The 13,340-nt window shown below is 55.8% G+C and carries 20 protein-coding genes; 12 read left to right on the top strand and 8 right to left on the bottom strand.

Annotation, left to right across the window (positions count from 1 at the left end):
- Positions 1 to 13: 13 nt before the first annotated feature.
- From Q1A43_RS06910 to Q1A43_RS06865, 10 genes are all read left to right on the top strand, one after another.
- Positions 14 to 820 carry an ERF family protein gene (locus Q1A43_RS06910; protein ID WP_299933704.1) on the top strand — a complete coding sequence of 269 codons (807 nt, stop codon included), beginning with the start codon at positions 14 to 16 and terminating at the stop codon, positions 818 to 820.
- Positions 817 to 1,464 (top strand): lambda exonuclease family protein, encoded by a 648-nt coding sequence (locus tag Q1A43_RS06905; protein ID WP_299933702.1) that lies wholly within the window; start codon positions 817 to 819, stop codon positions 1,462 to 1,464. The genes Q1A43_RS06910 and Q1A43_RS06905 overlap by 4 nt, the downstream gene beginning before the upstream one ends.
- The gene (gene ssb, locus Q1A43_RS06900; RefSeq protein WP_299933700.1) at positions 1,461 to 2,135 is read left to right on the top strand and encodes a single-stranded DNA-binding protein; all 675 of its coding nucleotides are present in this window, start codon (positions 1,461 to 1,463) and stop codon (positions 2,133 to 2,135) included. The genes Q1A43_RS06905 and ssb overlap by 4 nt, the downstream gene beginning before the upstream one ends.
- A gap of 84 nt (positions 2,136 to 2,219) precedes the next feature.
- The gene (locus Q1A43_RS06895) at positions 2,220 to 2,651 is read left to right on the top strand and encodes a TerB family tellurite resistance protein (RefSeq protein ID WP_299933698.1); all 432 of its coding nucleotides are present in this window, start codon (positions 2,220 to 2,222) and stop codon (positions 2,649 to 2,651) included.
- Complete coding sequence (locus Q1A43_RS06890) at positions 2,651 to 2,815, top strand: hypothetical protein (RefSeq protein ID WP_299933696.1); 165 nt, start codon at positions 2,651 to 2,653, stop codon at positions 2,813 to 2,815. Before Q1A43_RS06895 ends, Q1A43_RS06890 begins: the two co-directional genes overlap by 1 nt.
- A gap of 55 nt (positions 2,816 to 2,870) precedes the next feature.
- Positions 2,871 to 3,839, top strand: coding sequence for a Rha family transcriptional regulator (locus Q1A43_RS06885; protein ID WP_299933694.1), 969 nt, complete (start codon positions 2,871 to 2,873; stop codon positions 3,837 to 3,839).
- A gap of 174 nt (positions 3,840 to 4,013) precedes the next feature.
- On the top strand, positions 4,014 to 4,358 hold the full coding sequence (locus Q1A43_RS06880; protein ID WP_299933692.1) for a hypothetical protein: 345 nt from the start codon (positions 4,014 to 4,016) through the stop codon (positions 4,356 to 4,358).
- A 77-nt stretch (positions 4,359 to 4,435) separates the two neighbouring features.
- The gene (locus Q1A43_RS06875; RefSeq protein WP_299933690.1) at positions 4,436 to 4,774 is read left to right on the top strand and encodes a hypothetical protein; all 339 of its coding nucleotides are present in this window, start codon (positions 4,436 to 4,438) and stop codon (positions 4,772 to 4,774) included.
- Between the two features lie 4 nt (positions 4,775 to 4,778).
- Positions 4,779 to 6,509 carry a DEAD/DEAH box helicase family protein gene (locus tag Q1A43_RS06870; RefSeq protein WP_366944246.1) on the top strand — a complete coding sequence of 577 codons (1,731 nt, stop codon included), beginning with the start codon at positions 4,779 to 4,781 and terminating at the stop codon, positions 6,507 to 6,509.
- Positions 6,506 to 7,426: a primase-helicase zinc-binding domain-containing protein gene (locus Q1A43_RS06865; RefSeq protein WP_299933688.1), complete on the top strand. Its 921-nt coding sequence runs from the start codon at positions 6,506 to 6,508 to the stop codon at positions 7,424 to 7,426. The genes Q1A43_RS06870 and Q1A43_RS06865 overlap by 4 nt, the downstream gene beginning before the upstream one ends.
- Here the strand turns inward: Q1A43_RS06865 and Q1A43_RS06860 are convergent.
- Entirely contained in the window at positions 7,384 to 7,923 is a 540-nt protein-coding gene (locus Q1A43_RS06860) for a hypothetical protein (protein WP_299933686.1), read from the bottom strand. The two genes, Q1A43_RS06865 and Q1A43_RS06860, sit on opposite strands and share 43 nt — an antisense overlap.
- A gap of 2 nt (positions 7,924 to 7,925) precedes the next feature.
- Positions 7,926 to 8,204 (bottom strand): hypothetical protein, encoded by a 279-nt coding sequence (locus tag Q1A43_RS06855; RefSeq protein WP_299933684.1) that lies wholly within the window; start codon positions 8,202 to 8,204, stop codon positions 7,926 to 7,928.
- A gap of 154 nt (positions 8,205 to 8,358) precedes the next feature.
- Between Q1A43_RS06855 and Q1A43_RS06850 the strand changes: the two genes are divergently transcribed.
- Together Q1A43_RS06850 and Q1A43_RS06845 are read left to right on the top strand one after the other, a co-directional pair.
- Positions 8,359 to 8,733, top strand: coding sequence for a hypothetical protein (locus Q1A43_RS06850; RefSeq protein WP_299933683.1), 375 nt, complete (start codon positions 8,359 to 8,361; stop codon positions 8,731 to 8,733).
- A gap of 257 nt (positions 8,734 to 8,990) precedes the next feature.
- A complete protein-coding gene (locus Q1A43_RS06845) occupies positions 8,991 to 9,593 on the top strand; it encodes a helix-turn-helix transcriptional regulator (RefSeq protein WP_299933681.1) in 603 nt (200 codons plus the stop codon).
- Here the strand turns inward: Q1A43_RS06845 and Q1A43_RS06840 are convergent.
- The 6 genes from Q1A43_RS06840 to Q1A43_RS06815 form a co-directional block, all read right to left on the bottom strand.
- Positions 9,590 to 10,450, bottom strand: coding sequence for an N-acetylmuramoyl-L-alanine amidase (locus tag Q1A43_RS06840; RefSeq protein ID WP_299933679.1), 861 nt, complete (start codon positions 10,448 to 10,450; stop codon positions 9,590 to 9,592). The two genes, Q1A43_RS06845 and Q1A43_RS06840, sit on opposite strands and share 4 nt — an antisense overlap.
- A gap of 64 nt (positions 10,451 to 10,514) precedes the next feature.
- Positions 10,515 to 10,868 carry a hypothetical protein gene (locus Q1A43_RS06835; protein ID WP_299933677.1) on the bottom strand — a complete coding sequence of 118 codons (354 nt, stop codon included), beginning with the start codon at positions 10,866 to 10,868 and terminating at the stop codon, positions 10,515 to 10,517.
- Positions 10,869 to 10,960: 92 nt separating this feature from the next.
- Positions 10,961 to 11,767, bottom strand: a complete 807-nt coding sequence (locus Q1A43_RS06830; protein WP_299933675.1) for a DUF2793 domain-containing protein — start codon at positions 11,765 to 11,767, stop codon at positions 10,961 to 10,963.
- A gap of 25 nt (positions 11,768 to 11,792) precedes the next feature.
- Positions 11,793 to 12,287, bottom strand: a complete 495-nt coding sequence (locus Q1A43_RS06825) for a hypothetical protein (protein ID WP_299933673.1) — start codon at positions 12,285 to 12,287, stop codon at positions 11,793 to 11,795.
- A complete protein-coding gene (locus tag Q1A43_RS06820; protein WP_299933671.1) occupies positions 12,288 to 12,758 on the bottom strand; it encodes a hypothetical protein in 471 nt (156 codons plus the stop codon).
- Positions 12,758 to 13,306 carry a hypothetical protein gene (locus Q1A43_RS06815; protein ID WP_299933669.1) on the bottom strand — a complete coding sequence of 183 codons (549 nt, stop codon included), beginning with the start codon at positions 13,304 to 13,306 and terminating at the stop codon, positions 12,758 to 12,760. Before Q1A43_RS06815 ends, Q1A43_RS06820 begins: the two co-directional genes overlap by 1 nt.
- Between the last annotated feature and the right edge of the window lie 34 nt (positions 13,307 to 13,340).

The raw sequence follows: 13,340 nt of genomic DNA, 5'->3' as shown, positions 1-13,340 counted from the left end.
GAGAAATCAAAAAATGTCTATGACCGAAACCGTCACCACAAATGCGCCTGAAATCATGTCGCAAGGTGGTCTACCCGCAGCCCATGCCGCAGACGCAGGCCTGCCCGCACCGGTAAAGCAATCCGATATGATCTGGTCGCAGATCGCCCGCCTGTCTGATCCATCGGTGCCCGTTGATATGGATCGCTTTGAGCGCTTCATGACCCTGCACAAAGAGGTTCAGGCCAAAGAGGCCGAAACAGCGTTTGACGCGGCGAAATCAGCGGCGCGCGCAGAGGTCGGTGTGATCTTGAAAAATCAGGACAACGCCCACACCAAATCCAAGTATGCCGACATCGACCAGATTTTGGCGCAGCTTGTCCCTGCAATCTCAAAGCACGGGCTGAACGTCAGCTTCCAGCCTTGGGATGCAGGCGAAGGATGGCAGGGGTTGTCCATCTATGTGTCTGGCCACGGTCACAAAGAAGTGTCGCAGCTTAAAATGCCGCTCGACGGCACAGGGGCCAAGGGTAACTCGAACAAGAACGGCGCTCAGGCGGTCATGTCCACCTTGACCTACTTGCAGCGCGCCTTGGTTCGCATGGCGTTCAACCTGTCAACCGGATCGGACGACGACGGGAACTATGGCCAAGAGGCGCAGGTAATGCCCGACAATATGGTCAATTACATTACTGAAATGCTGATCGACACAGGCACACGCCTGCAAGCCTTCCTTGGGTCGTATCAGGTCGAAACCATCCCTCAATTGTCACCGCAACAGGCAGACGAAGCCATTGCGTTTCTTGAGAAGAAAGTTGCCCAGAAAGGCGGTGAAGCATGAAGAACGAACAGCAACACAGTGACGAATGGTATGCGGCGCGCGTCGGGAAGGTCACGGCTTCGGCTGTGATCAAGATCACCAAGCGGACAAAGGCGGGCAAAAAGACCGCCGACTATGACAAGTACATGCGCGACCTTCTGGGGGAACGCCTGACTGGCGAGCCAAAAGATTTCTTCCAGAACAAGTACATGAAGTGGGGCAATGACGTGGAGCCGCAAGCCCGCGCGATCTACGAAATGCGGACAGGAAACGCGGTCGAAGATGCGCCGTTTGTCGATCACCCCTACATCGACAAGGCGGGGGCATCACCGGACGGCTTTGCCGGTCTGGATGGCTTGGTCGAGATTAAGTGCCCCGAGACTTCGACCATGATCGAATACATCGAAATGTTCGACGCGGACGGCTCAATCAAGGAAGATTACCTTGTGCAGATGCAGTGGCAAATGGCCTGCACTGGCCGCGCATGGTGCGACTATGAGGTTTTCGACCCTCGCATCAAAGACCCTGACTTGCGCGCATTCATCCGGCGCATCCCGCGTGATCCGGCGATGATCGCTGAAATTGAGGCGCAGGTCGTCCAGTTCCAGACCGAAATCAATGAGCTTGAAGCCAAAGTGCGTCGGGTGATGGGAGAGGACGCATGAACCTGCAATTCGTCGTAGGCATCTTGGGGCGCGACCCCGAGCATCGGACATTCAACAATGGTGGCGGCGTGGTCAATCTGCGCGTCGCCACCAAAGAGACTTGGAAAGACCGCCAGTCAGGCGAGCGCAAAGAGAAAACCGAGTGGCACAGTGTCGTGATCAACGGCTCAGAAGCGGCCCTCAAGTACATCTGCGACCGCTTTCGCAAGGGTCATACCATCATCCTTCAAGGCAAGACCGAGACCCGCAAATGGCAGGATCAGAACGGCAATGACAAGTATTCAACAGAGCTTGTCGTCTTCGCGGGCGGCAGCACGATCATGGGGCCATACCAGCATGTCAAAACTGAAAACAATCAGGGCCGTGGCGGCGAACAAGGTGGCGGATACGGCGGCAATGGCGGAGGAAACGGCCGCTCTGGCTATGGAGATAACGGCGGAGGCGGCTACGGAAATTCTGGCGGCGGTCAAGGCGGTGGCAACGGCAACTCTGGCGGCGGCTCTGGTGATCGCGGCTACGGTGGCGGCGGCGGCGGTTCTTCTGACGGTGGTCGTGGCGGCGGCGGCGGTTATGGCGGCAACGGCGGTGGCGGCAGCTATGGTTCGGGTGGCCAAGGCGGTTCGCGCGATATTGACGACGAAATTCCGTTCGCGCCCGTGAAGCTGATCTAAGCGCTCTGCCTTTCACTGTCCCGGCGCAAAACCGGGGCAGCATTGGGCAGAGACCCAGAAACCCACATGGAATGGAGAGAAACCATGTTTTTCAAGAAAGCCAAGAAGGCACTAGAAGAGAAATCCAACCGCTTGCAGGGTCGCACCGATCTGCTTGAGGCTGTCTGCGCAGCCGCGGCGCTGGTCGCCAATGCTGACAACGATATTTCTGATGCGGAAGTCGATGCAACCGTCAAAGCGGTCAAAGCAAACACCGCTCTGGCCGGGGCATTCTCGCCAAGCGACATCGACAAGAACATCAACACAGCGCTCACCACAGCCGGTGGTGGTCGTGTTGGTCAGCGCCAGCTTATGAAGGAAATCGAAGACATTTCCGGTGACGCCGACGATGGCGAAATCATCATCCTGACCGCGCTGGATATTGCCGAGGCGGATGGTGACATTTGCGACGACGAAATGAAGGTTCTGAAAAAGATCGGTGATGCGGTCGGCCAGAACGTCGAAAACTTCATCTAATGGGCGGAATAAAGAAACGGGTGTTGGCTGGGCTGCTTAGTGCAGCCATCACCGTTGCGGCACTAGAAGCCGTGACCCCGACGCTCTTTGACTGGATTTTGGAGCTGATCGGGATCGGTCTTGTTTGGCTGGCTGCAAAGCTGGCGGCCGCCACCCCCGAATGACAATTCCTGCCCCGGTACGCCGGGTCAGTGATGGTCGCTTGAGAGAGGAAAGAGCATGACACCACACACGGACCACACCCCAAACCCAATCGCTCTTGTGGGCAGCGAACCGCTCACCATGTCGAGCAAAGAGATTGCCGATCTGTTGGAGCTGCGCCACGACAACGTGAAACGCACCATCAAAACCCTTGCAGATAAGGGGGTTTTTGATCTTCCTCAAACTGAGGAACATCAAATTGAGACCGGACATGGCCGTAAGCACACCATTCAGGTCTATCTCTGCGACAAGCGCACCAGCATGATCGTGGTGGCGCAGCTATCGCCCGAGGCCACGGCGCGGATCGTTGACCGATGGCAGGAGCTTGAAGCGGCTCTTGCAAACTCGGAGACCGAAGACGAAGTTCTGCATCGCGCAATGCTAATTTCTACGCGCCGTATAGAAGCCTTGAAGAACAAGGTTGAAGAACAGGCCGACCAGATCGAAGCATTGGACGGCCAGAACACCGCACAGGAGCAAATCCTGCGCCGCTTGCTGGGTTCCGGGGAGTTTACATCATTCCGCGACATCAGCATCAAATTCGGCCTCAAAACCGGGGTGGTTCGTCAGGTGTGCCAAGAGGCGGGCTTGCTTCACGCGACACAGGCGGGAAAGGTCAACAATCTTGGCCGGGACATCTTCTTTGAAAAGACCAAGACCGTCACCAACCGAGAAGGTGATCCATCCATTGCCTATGAGGCGAAGCCATACCTTGACCATGCGCCACAGATCGTCCGTCTGGCCTTGTGGAAATACGGATTACATGCCTTCATCAAGCCGCGCAGCAAGCCCCACGCCATTGAAATTGCTGATCAATTTGACGCGCTATGTGACGAGTTGAAGGCGCTTGAGGCGACCGGATACGAGTTCCAAGATCGGTATTACAAAGCCATATCTGACGACCTGCACCCAGATTTTGACCGCTGGATCACGCACGGCTCAGTCAGCGGGAACGGCGGCGGGTATCAGAGCCAAAACCTGATTTAAGAATAGCTGGCCGAAAGGTTCTTCACACATTCCACCTACGGCCCAGCTGGCCCGCGCCTCTTCCATGTGCGCGGGCCATTTTCTTTGGTTTTTCTTCATTTTTAAATCACTTTTAGGTTTAAAAACTTCTCATTTTAATTTAAAAACATTTCAACAATTAACCAAGAAAATACCATGCCGAGCCGTAAATACTCAAAAAAAGACAACAACCACGACGCCTTAGTTGGTGCGTTGTCAAAGATGGTTCCAGTGCTGGACACCTATCAATATGGTGGAAAGCTGATGGACGGACTGGCCCGTATTAACGGCGGCGGATGGCACTTTTTTGATGTTAAAAATCCAGACACGGCCTATGGCCGCAAAGGGCTGAACGATAGCCAGCGCAAACACGCGCTCAAACTCGGAAGCCCGGTTTACCTGCTCTACACAATGGACGACGTGATCAACTTCGCGTCAGGGAAATTCGACGCTTTGAAGCGGTTCCCTGACGACAAGGTGAGCGCGGCTGATCTGACATGAATTGAAAAGTGGCCGGCCTCCTAGTGTGAAGATGGGAGACCGGCCGTGTGAAACCCCACATGGAATAGGATACACGGATGCCTACCTATCAAGCGCTCATGAACCCGACAACCCAAAATGGTCGGACCCACCGTAGAAATCACCACAAAGAGCTTCGTGAATTTCGGTCTATGCCGCTCGAAGACATTGGCGCTTACATCCTAATTTCACACCTCATTTTTCAAGATGGTGCGCCAACGGTTCCAGCGCATCGCCCTGATATGCTCGTTGAAATGCTTGGTCGGGGTGTTCCGAACGGGGCAGAAATCGTTGACCGTCTGATAGATCGGGAAATGATCGTACCGCTGAACGGCCTGTTGATTACGCAGGCCCAGCGGTCGAATTTCAAAAAGGTTACTCCCAAGAAGCGGAGCTAACCCCATGCAAATGCCAAGTGGACGGACCCTTAGACCCCAGCAGTCTAAGGGCATATCAAAGCTGCGCGAGGCCATCGCGCGGGGAAGCAGGCGGATCATGCTGCAATTGCCAACAGGCGGCGGCAAAACCCTCACATCAGCGGCGATCATCATCAGCGCAATGGAGCGCGGCAACAGAACGTGCTTCACGGTTCCGGCAATCAGTCTGATCGACCAGACGGTCGAGGCGTTTGCCGAAGAAGAGGTAACGCAAATTGGCGTGATCCAAGGCGATCACCCGGATTTGGACATGAGCCAACCGGTTCAGGTGGCGTCAGCACAGACCCTCTCTGCGCGCTCACCCAAGAAGGCAAAGCAGCGGCGCTTAGCCACCCTCAAGAACAGGCTCAAGAAGGCTGAGGCGGCGCGTGACACGGCCCTGACCAATCTGGAAGAGGCCGACAAAGAAACCCTCTTCGACATGGACATGGAGCGCGACGAAATTCTGCGCCAGTTCGATGAACGGTCACAACAGATCAATGACCAGATGCGCCAGGCAGAGGGCGAGACATATCACGGCTCACGACCAGACGTGAAACTGGTGATCGTAGACGAAGCACACGAACAGCACGGCTCCATCTATGAGTGGATGGAAGACGAGCCCGACACGATCTTTATCGGCCTGTCAGCGACACCTTGGACCCGTGGATTGGCCGACCATTGGGACGAATTGATCATCGTCGCAACCGTTCAGGAAATGATTGACGAGGGGTTCCTGTCAGACTTCAAAGTCTTTGCCCCGGACAGCCCCGATCTATCCAAGCTCAAGGTGCGCAATGGTGAATACACCGACGCCAGCACGTCAGAGCTTATGTCTGAGGACCGCATTGTCGGTAACGTGGTCAAAGAGTGGAAAGAGAAAGGCACACCAGACAAGACGCTCCTGTTTGCCTGTGACCGCGCCCATGCGCAGACCATGCGTGACGCCTTTGTCAAAGAAGGTATCCCGTGCGGATACATCGACATGGACACCAGCCGCGACGAGCGGAAGGAAGTCGCACGGAAGTTCCACAGTGGCGAATACAAGGTGGTTTGCAACGTCGGGACGCTCACAAAGGGCGTTGATTGGGACGTGCGAACACTGATCCTTGCGCGCCCGCTTTTGTCCGAAGCGCTCTATGTCCAGATCATCGGGCGGGCGCTGCGCACAGCGGACGGCAAAGAATACGCGATCATCCTCGATCACAGTTCCACCACGGAAAACCTCGGTTTCGTGACCGACATCCACCACGACAAAATGAAGAAAAGCGGGCCAAAGGACGACGACGAACGGGCATACGACGAAGCGCACGAGAAGGCGCGCGAAGAACGCAAGCCCGTGGTCTGCCCGCGTTGCACCACGTCATTCAAGATCAAAGGCGATCCAATCTGCCCGTCATGCGGCTTCAAAATCGAAAAGAAGGAACACAACGCCGGTCCGTCCAAGCACAAGCACGAAGAGGGCGAATTGAAGGAAATCAGCAAGAGCCGAAAGGTATCTACGGCTGACAAGCAGGCCTTCTATTCGGAGCTTCTGACTATCCAGCGTGAGCGAGGCTACAGCCCCGGATGGGTTGGGCAGAAATACCGCGCCAAAATGGGCGTATGGCCCCGCAAGCTGCAATCGGTCGAGGCCCCGGTTTCCAAGGCCACCCGCAATTGGGTCAAGTCGCAGAACATACGGTACGCCAAGGGTCAAAAGAGGGCGGGTCAATGATCAACCCAACAGCGGAGAAAGCCCGCGGGCATTGGCACGGTATCCTGCCCCAGCTTGGCATCAACGCCGACTATCTCAAGAATAAGCACGGCCCCTGCCCCATGTGCGGCGGTAAAGAGCGGTTCCGGTTCGACAACAAGAACGGATCGGGCACGTTCTACTGCAATCAATGCGGCCCCGGTGACGCCTTCAAGCTCCTGCAGGAATACCACGGATGGACGTTCAAGGACGCGGCCAAAGAGGTGGATCGGATCATCGGCCACGACCCGTCACCGGAGCGCCAAATTGTAGATCCCGAAGAAGAACGCCGGAGACAAGAAAAGCGGGATATGTGGCGCGCATCATGGCCGTCACGGGAACGGGACTATTCGGCGGCCTATCTGGCCTCTCGCGGCCTGACGTTGCCGGAAATGGGATTGCGCACACATCCGAGCCTTCGCGGTCTGGATGGCAATTTCTATCCGACTATGCTCGGCGTCGTGTCCGATCCTGACGGCAATGTCGTGACCATGCACCGCACCTTCCTGAACCCGCGCAAACCGGGCAAGGCGGAAACAGAGACACAGCGCGCGCTCTTACCCGGCAATCTGCCTGACGGCTGCGCAATCCGCCTGTCAGACCACGGTGACGTTCTCGGTGTCGCAGAGGGCATAGAAACGGCGCAGAGGGCCGCTGCGCTCTTTCAGGTTCCGGTGTGGTCCACCATCAACACGTCCGTCATGAAAAAATTCATCACGCCGCCCAATGTGCGCAAGCTCATGATCTTTGGCGACAACGACCTGAATTTTGCCGGTCACTATGCGGCCTTCGAATTGGCGAATAAGGCCATGAACCGGGCGCGCAGGAACGGGATAGATGACTTCGAAGTGGACGTTCAGATGGCCCCGGAGCCGGGTAGCGATTGGGCCGATTTCTGAAAGCGGAGCGAGGCATCAATCTTTGACCGGAAGGTTGTTAGTCCCGCCCTGCGCCGCTGGACATAGTTGATCTGGGTGGTGGTGTTGTCGTCTTTCAGGCGAAAATCCACCCTCACGTCTGGATGCGTGGCCATGAACGCCGCAACCATGGGGTCAACCCACGGGCGGCTTTCATAGTGACCGGGCAATACCTCAACCACGACCTTTTGCATACGCGCGCCGGTTGCCGGGTGAAGCTCCCAATAGGAGAATTGCGGGCGGTAAACCCACAAAACTTCTCGGCCATGATAATAGGGAAATTCCGGCATGATCTGGATCGACCCAATCAGGCCTTTCCTCTCAAGCTCCTTCGCCTTGTCCAGACGGTACGCCGTGTGACCATCTTCGAGCGCCTTGCCGTCGTTGGTGAAGAATTTGCCACGGGCAGAGATTGCCTTGGCCTGATAGCGCCTGCGCTTACGGCGGTTGCTCTTTGTGTCTTTGTATCGTCTGACCATCGTTATAGACCCAGCATTCGCAGGAAGAGTGAAGACCCGAGTTTTCGGCTTTTCTTGAGCTTGGCCAGACGCTTTTCGCGTGGCGCGTATAGCGCGCTGAACAATTGCAAGGGCATTTCGATCCGCGCGATGTCGGCCTCAATCGTGAAGATCACGATGTAGCTCGACGGGATGTGATTTTCTCGGGCAAATTTTTGCAGGCTGTACTTCGGAACACCGCACTTTGCAGACAGACCATCCAAGTCTTTGGCAAGACTTCTGAAAAACTCCTTTACGGTCATGAACACCCCATATCAATGATAGTAAACCGATACTGAGTTTATCCCATGTCTCGATCCCAAACCAATTGTTTCTAAAAATGGGGTTTGTTTAAACAAAAAAATGATTATATACCTTTAGTCGTTTAAATTCTTATAGTTGCACAGGGGGTCAAAAATGCCAAAACCAATTCCAGTCCTTACGAGCTACAAAGATATTGAAAATGAAGAAGATATGCTGCGCTTTCGGTTCCGCGCCTACCGCCAAGCTGCCGGTTGGTCGGTCAAGGCAGTAGACGCGAAAATAGGTGTAAAAGGCTTCACAAGTAGGTTCGAAAAACCTGGCGGGTTGTACCGCTTCGATTACATTTGGAGAATGATTTTCGAACTTGGCATTGACGAGGGCTTTCTGTTTCGCGGGAAAACCGGGAATGTCAAAAGCCACATCGCCAGACGTGTTGAGGCCATTCTAAAGGTCGGTCGTACCATTCAAGACGACGAGGTTATCGCAGTTCTTGAGGCGGCGGGCCTTGACCCGATCGAGGCACTTTGAGCAAGGGCAAAGTAGGCAAAGGTGATCATTGGACAATCGGGCAATTATTCGCCCGCCAAGGTCTCCAAGAACCATTACGGTCAATGCGGCTGAAAGCCCGGCCACCCCATTGGCCTTGAAAACATTCAACAAATAAGAGGTGTGTGAGTTTCCGAACATTTCAGTTTCCTTTGTAGTTTTTTTTACCTTTTGGTTGATAAATGCTTTTAGAGAGGGCAAATGCCTAGTGAAATAGACAACCACTAGGCATCTTGAAAATGACCAAATTCGATGGCGAAGATTGGAGCGCTAAGATCAAAGAGTACCGCAAGATTATGCGGATCACTCAAGTAGACTTGGCCGCGACCATCGGAGTTGACACCATGACAGTCAGCAGATGGGAACGGGGCAAGGTTCTGCCGTCGATCAGGCAACAGGCCAAGCTGAAAGACCTAATGTTGATTGGGTCCAGCGCGGCCCAGCACCCCTTGATCCGCCAGCTAAAGCAACTGCCCGGATCAGTGTCGGTGGTCGGCCTACACGCAGAAAAGTACCTGTATTCCATCGACCCAGACGACATTATGGGATTTGGGAAAGGTGATCGGACCGGGATCAATCCGATGCAAGACGCATCCGAATACGCACGGGATCAGTTTTCGGATGTCGGGGGATTTCTCGGTATCATCCGCGACGGATACCTTGGATACGAGTTTGTGACTAAGCGGACTGTTGGCGGTGAAGTCACAAAGGCAAGAACGCTGGCAAGCGTTGTGCGGATGTCAGAGTTTGAACCGCTCATTGTGATAACGCGGGAGTTGGTTCACCCAGACACCCCCGCGTTTGAAATGCGGATCACCCGTGAGGATGATCTATTCGATTAACGGCGCTCTTTGCCGAAATCTTCAATGCGGGCGGCGTCAACGTTCTTCGCCTGCATATTGCTGTAGATCATCAGTGCAGCCGACACGGCCGACAAAATGCCGGATAGCTCGGGGAATACCGATGTCAGCGGTTGCAAGGCCACGACAAGCTCTGCAGACGCGCTTGGCGAGCTTAGGATGCTGTTGATCACCTGCATGAACCCGACGCCACCAATGGCCGTCACGGCTCCACCAATGGCCGTCTTTTGACGCGCCGTTGCCTGCAGTGTGCGGCTTTCGGTGATGTCCTTCCGGGGATACGCGCCGATTGCCTCAGACGCGCCAGACAGGACCGCAAGCGCCAGACCCTTTATCTCGGCGTCAGTGTCGGTTGCAGCGGTGCCGCGGACAGAGCTACCAAAGAACGGCTCAATGAGGATCGCAGGAGCCTTGCCAGAATACAGAGACTTGCCGCCACGGCTCTTTCCACCGATGGTCTTGACGCCACGGTCACGAAGGCCAAGCGAAGCGACTATCTCGCGCTGAACAGCCGCCGCAAGACGTAGGGACAGTGCGGTGCCGCTGGATAGAACCTCAGATCCACTTGCGCTGGGATTGTCTGATCCGTTGAAGTGAAGCTCGATCGAGGCTTCCGGTTTAAACCGATCTACTTCGTCGTACACGCGGGCGATTTCACGGGCATACCCGCCACCAGCAATCCGGTGGAAAATCTTGATGTCCAAGCCAAATGCTTCACCGTTAGCTTTCAACAGCTTGGCAAGGCGTGAGTTCCACACAAATTCCGTTTCTTGGGTGTCGATGCGGATTGCGCCTTGAGATACGCTGTTGTGCCCGACAACGATTGCGAGTTTCTTCATGATTGCACCTGAAATTTGATGGAAAAGAAGGTGCCCCCGGCACGAGGCCAGGGGCGTTTAGCACTTACCAGCTCTTGCCGGAGCCGGTTTGGTCGGTGCGGTCGTCGTCGGTGCCAGCAATGCCGTCTGGCCCCTTGTCAACAACGATGGTGCGACCGTCGCCGGTAAAGTCGCCGGCGGAATACTTCGCGTCGAAGACAGCGTGAACAGCCTTGGCGTCAAAGATGTCTACGCCCTGCGCTTCAAGCTCTGCGCGGGTCATGACTTCGCCGGTACGGACGTTCTTGACGATCATCTGATTGGCGTACTCGCCAGAAAAGACAGTGCCACGCACAAGGTCAGGGAATGCTGCGGCAGGCGATGCGATGCACAGTGCAGTAGCGATGATAACGGCCAGAGCCGAAAAGATATGTTTCATGTTTCTCTCCAATTGTGCCCCAATAAAAAACCCGCGCGGTGGGGCGATCCGCGCGGGTATTCAAAAATCTGCGATGTCAGGTTTGGCCGCCGTTATGCGATGCGGAAGCCGAACCGCCATTTGTACGTGTCGTTTCCGTCCGGGTTGTACCCATCCGGGCCAACAACAATTCTGGCGTCAGCATATGGGCTTGCGGTTTCGCCTTCGAAGGTAAAGCACAGCCAAGATTGGCCCGCTGGTACAAAGAGTGTGGCGTCGTGTAAGATGTTAAACTCACCAACCGCCAAATCCGAAAGCTGGAAACCTGACGCGCCACCACCGGGCAGATCGTCAAGGTTCACCCGGCGTAGGGTGCCATCATCAATACGAACAACTGCCTGCTCGTCACCATCCAAGGCGGCGACTTCTGCAGCGGTTGCGAGGGTGATACCGTTCACGACCGCCTGTGCGTCCACATCAAGGTTCAGACCGACGTTGTTTCCAGCGTTGAGGATAGTGCCGTTTGCGCTTGTGAACGTGTCAGTTTGTCCACCGCCACCGCCACCGCCAAGTGCAGCCATCGTTGTACCATCGTAGGTGTAGATACCGCCGGTTCCAGCATCACCATAAGCCTTGCCGACAACAGGAGCGAAGAACGCCCAGCCGGTATCGGTCAGGTAAGCGATCTGGCCGTCCTGACCGGCCCAAGCGCCCGTTCCGGGGGCCGCAACGTAGTAGGCATTCCCTGCAGCCGCGCCGCCGGGTGGAGCCGTTGCAGTGATGCTCTGCAAGACTGAGGTGTTGTTGATCGCGTTCAGGATCGCGGACATGCGAATTGGGCCGTAGGTTCCGCTTGCTGCGGTTCCCGGTGTGCCCTGATCGTTGCCATCGAAGAACGTCGTTTGGGGGTTCAAAGTCATAGTTGGGTCTCCAATCGTGACCGGATCAGGTCAATTCAGCCTGACCGATCCAATCGCCTGCGAGGGCTTCAAGGGCGGTTTCGAGGGCTTGCAGGGCGGCCTTGACCGATACGTTGTTGGGGATGGTGTTCCCGGTGAACGTGCCAAGGTGCGTCGAGTTTGCGGGGCGACCAAGCAATAGATCATAGTCACGGACATCACCGCCAAGCTGCTGCAGCGCCTCTTCAACGTTGTCGGTGGTGAAGAAGTTGCCAGCGTCGTTGATCAGGCCGGTATTCACCGCCGCAAAGGTGGCGACCCGCTTGTAGGCGGTGCCGGTCCAAAGGTACGGATTGCCACCAAACCAAGCGACGGTGCCCTCATAGGCCGCAAGCGTTGCCGGGTCTGCAGAAGGCGTGACCGCGACCGACGCCAGAAGGATAGCCTTGAGCTTTGCCGGTCCTTCGGTGCCTGACCCAGCGGTGCCGGGGGTGCCGCCACGGTTGATGTTTACATAGTCGGTGTTGAGGTCGAGGGCCATTTAGGTAATCTCCGCTTTCCCGATCCAGTCAGCGGCTAGAACGGCGAGGTGTTGTAGAGCGGCTTCAACATTGTCGGTTGGGAAGTGGTTTCCCGCGTCGGCAATGTTCAATCCGGTAGCGTTCGGGGTGTCTTTCAGCATCAGCTTGTAAAGATCGGGCGCGGCGATTGGGCCGTATGTCCCGCTTTCGGCTGTGCCGGGGGTGCCAAGGTCGTTGCCAGACACATAGAAGGTTGCCGAAACGGCTGGCGCGGTGTGCGCAGCGGCTCCGATCCAATCGACCTTCTTCTTGTTGTCGTCAATCGCGGCCTCGGCCTCAGTGAACAGGGCTTTGGCGTCGGCGTTGTCGGACAGAATGTCCAACGGGAACGTGCCAAAATCACGGTCGGTGTCGCCAATGCCCAGCAATCCGGCAACACGCCGGTTGATGCTGTCAAAGACAATGTTGATATATCGGGTGCGCATCCACATCAGGAAATCTCCGCATTTTGCATGAATAGGTCGGAGCTTGGCTGTTCGGGATGGACCCGGCTCCAACGGTTGCCGTCAGCGTCGATCACGACGTTTGGGGCTTCGGGGGGGTAAGGGTCGGCGGCGGGATTTGACGTGTCCAAGAAATACCAATCGTCCGCATCGTCGTTGAGTAGCTGGATGTGCCGGATTGCCGGATCATGCGAGGCGATGATGTCGGCAACGGTGCCAACAACGATCCGCGTCACGACCTCTTCGGGTTCGTCCGCATCGTGTATTGCCTTCCAGATGCGACCATCTGCGGCCAAGATCACATCAGGCGCATTCGCAGGGGTTGCCACGGGTGCAAGCCCCGGCTCTGTCAGGGTGACATCAGCATACCATTGGCGCACGTCCTTGGTTGCAAGGATCAGGTGCGTCTTGTCGGTCGCTGTGAAGTGGACAAGCTCAGTGACGGATTGGACAAGTGAAACTCTGTCTTCGTCAAAGGAGTAGTGACCGTTGAAAACCCAATCGGGTTCATCGGTTAGATTACCGTGCAATGGCATGAGGCATTCCCAAAAAAAATGCGACCCCCAGAAG

It is taken from the genome of uncultured Pelagimonas sp. (assembly GCF_947498515.1).
Lineage (GTDB): Bacteria > Pseudomonadota > Alphaproteobacteria > Rhodobacterales > Rhodobacteraceae > Pelagimonas.
Note: the sequence above shows the minus strand (reverse complement) of the source record. Positions and strands in the feature narration are given on the sequence as shown.

Coding starts and splice junctions, on each gene's coding strand:
- Q1A43_RS06860 (WP_299933686.1), bottom strand. CDS start 7,923: ATGGTCAGACGATACAAAGACACAAAGAGCAACCGCCGTAAGCGCAGG.
- Q1A43_RS06890 (WP_299933696.1), top strand. CDS start 2,651: ATGGGCGGAATAAAGAAACGGGTGTTGGCTGGGCTGCTTAGTGCAGCC.
- Q1A43_RS06895 (WP_299933698.1), top strand. CDS start 2,220: ATGTTTTTCAAGAAAGCCAAGAAGGCACTAGAAGAGAAATCCAACCGC.
- Q1A43_RS06825 (WP_299933673.1), bottom strand. CDS start 12,287: ATGGCCCTCGACCTCAACACCGACTATGTAAACATCAACCGTGGCGGC.
- Q1A43_RS06855 (WP_299933684.1), bottom strand. CDS start 8,204: ATGACCGTAAAGGAGTTTTTCAGAAGTCTTGCCAAAGACTTGGATGGT.
- Q1A43_RS06840 (WP_299933679.1), bottom strand. CDS start 10,450: ATGAAGAAACTCGCAATCGTTGTCGGGCACAACAGCGTATCTCAAGGC.
- Q1A43_RS06865 (WP_299933688.1), top strand. CDS start 6,506: ATGATCAACCCAACAGCGGAGAAAGCCCGCGGGCATTGGCACGGTATC.
- ssb (WP_299933700.1), top strand. CDS start 1,461: ATGAACCTGCAATTCGTCGTAGGCATCTTGGGGCGCGACCCCGAGCAT.
- Q1A43_RS06820 (WP_299933671.1), bottom strand. CDS start 12,758: ATGTGGATGCGCACCCGATATATCAACATTGTCTTTGACAGCATCAAC.
- Q1A43_RS06870 (WP_366944246.1), top strand. CDS start 4,779: ATGCAAATGCCAAGTGGACGGACCCTTAGACCCCAGCAGTCTAAGGGC.
- Q1A43_RS06910 (WP_299933704.1), top strand. CDS start 14: ATGTCTATGACCGAAACCGTCACCACAAATGCGCCTGAAATCATGTCG.
- Q1A43_RS06830 (WP_299933675.1), bottom strand. CDS start 11,767: ATGACTTTGAACCCCCAAACGACGTTCTTCGATGGCAACGATCAGGGC.
- Q1A43_RS06815 (WP_299933669.1), bottom strand. CDS start 13,306: ATGCCATTGCACGGTAATCTAACCGATGAACCCGATTGGGTTTTCAAC.
- Q1A43_RS06905 (WP_299933702.1), top strand. CDS start 817: ATGAAGAACGAACAGCAACACAGTGACGAATGGTATGCGGCGCGCGTC.
- Q1A43_RS06875 (WP_299933690.1), top strand. CDS start 4,436: ATGCCTACCTATCAAGCGCTCATGAACCCGACAACCCAAAATGGTCGG.
- Q1A43_RS06835 (WP_299933677.1), bottom strand. CDS start 10,868: ATGAAACATATCTTTTCGGCTCTGGCCGTTATCATCGCTACTGCACTG.
- Q1A43_RS06845 (WP_299933681.1), top strand. CDS start 8,991: ATGACCAAATTCGATGGCGAAGATTGGAGCGCTAAGATCAAAGAGTAC.
- Q1A43_RS06885 (WP_299933694.1), top strand. CDS start 2,871: ATGACACCACACACGGACCACACCCCAAACCCAATCGCTCTTGTGGGC.
- Q1A43_RS06880 (WP_299933692.1), top strand. CDS start 4,014: ATGCCGAGCCGTAAATACTCAAAAAAAGACAACAACCACGACGCCTTA.
- Q1A43_RS06850 (WP_299933683.1), top strand. CDS start 8,359: ATGCCAAAACCAATTCCAGTCCTTACGAGCTACAAAGATATTGAAAAT.